This is a genomic window from Parabacteroides sp. AF27-14 (assembly GCF_003635425.1).
In the GTDB taxonomy this organism is placed as follows: Bacteria; Bacteroidota; Bacteroidia; order Bacteroidales; family Tannerellaceae; genus Parabacteroides; species Parabacteroides distasonis.
Window position 1 is genome coordinate 893 of sequence record NZ_QTLZ01000063.1, and the last position, 777, is coordinate 1,669.

The 777-nt window shown below is 53.3% G+C and carries 2 protein-coding genes; both read right to left on the reverse strand.

The genetic code is table 11. The features are described from left to right. Positions 1–29 precede the first annotated feature (29 nt). Entirely contained in the window at positions 30–488 is a 459-nt protein-coding gene (locus tag DWY79_RS22380) for an HU family DNA-binding protein (RefSeq protein ID WP_122370513.1), read from the reverse strand. An 87-nt stretch (positions 489–575) separates the two neighbouring features. Then, positions 576–777: hypothetical protein (locus DWY79_RS22630; RefSeq protein WP_233564043.1), on the reverse strand; the 202-nt coding region annotated here is incomplete at its 5' end.

Sequence of the window (777 nt, forward strand, 5' to 3'; positions counted from 1 at the left end):
TCAATTCTCAATTCTCAATTTTCAATTCCCTAGATCTCGTCCGGACTCTCGCTATCCGAGCCGCCGCCGTTCTCCCCGGTAGCGACATTCGTGATATCCTTTACGTGGGCGAAACTGACGTTCGCCTTCGAGCCTTGAAGGGCCTTGCCGGGATAAAACAGGATGCGAGCCCCCGTGATATTGCCCGTGGCGTTGAACTTCGCCGCAGGATCAGCGGCCTTGGATGAGAACGACATACGGAAGTTGCCCAACTCGCCCATGCGGACGATACGGCCACCACGAAGCTCTAAATCGAGCACGTAGTTCAGCGAGTCCAGCACGCCCTTCACATCGGCGCTTGAGAGGGCCGATCGCTCGGAGATCGCCTTGCAAATGTCCTCCAACTCCGTGTAACCCGTGTAGACCGGGGTAGCGAACGCCTTATCTGTCTTAGCCCCACCTTTCAAATCAGATACCTTTCTCGTGATGATCTTGTAATTTAATGCCATAAGATTTTAGACTTTAAGATTTATAAATTCGTTGATGATTGATTAACGTCAGCAAAGGTAACACCATCGGAAACCCACACTGTTGGCTTACGTGTCACTTCCTGCCCCAACGGACGCATATAAGCGCCAATAGGGCGAGAAGCGGCAGGAAGACAAGCCGTGAGGCGAGCGATTTGCGCTCGGTATGTCGCTCCGAGACCGTCCGTGTGTCTTGCCGCTCCGAAAGTAGCCGCTCATACTCCCAGACCACTTGCTGAAGGCTGTCGCAGGTAGCGTCGATATACAAGGT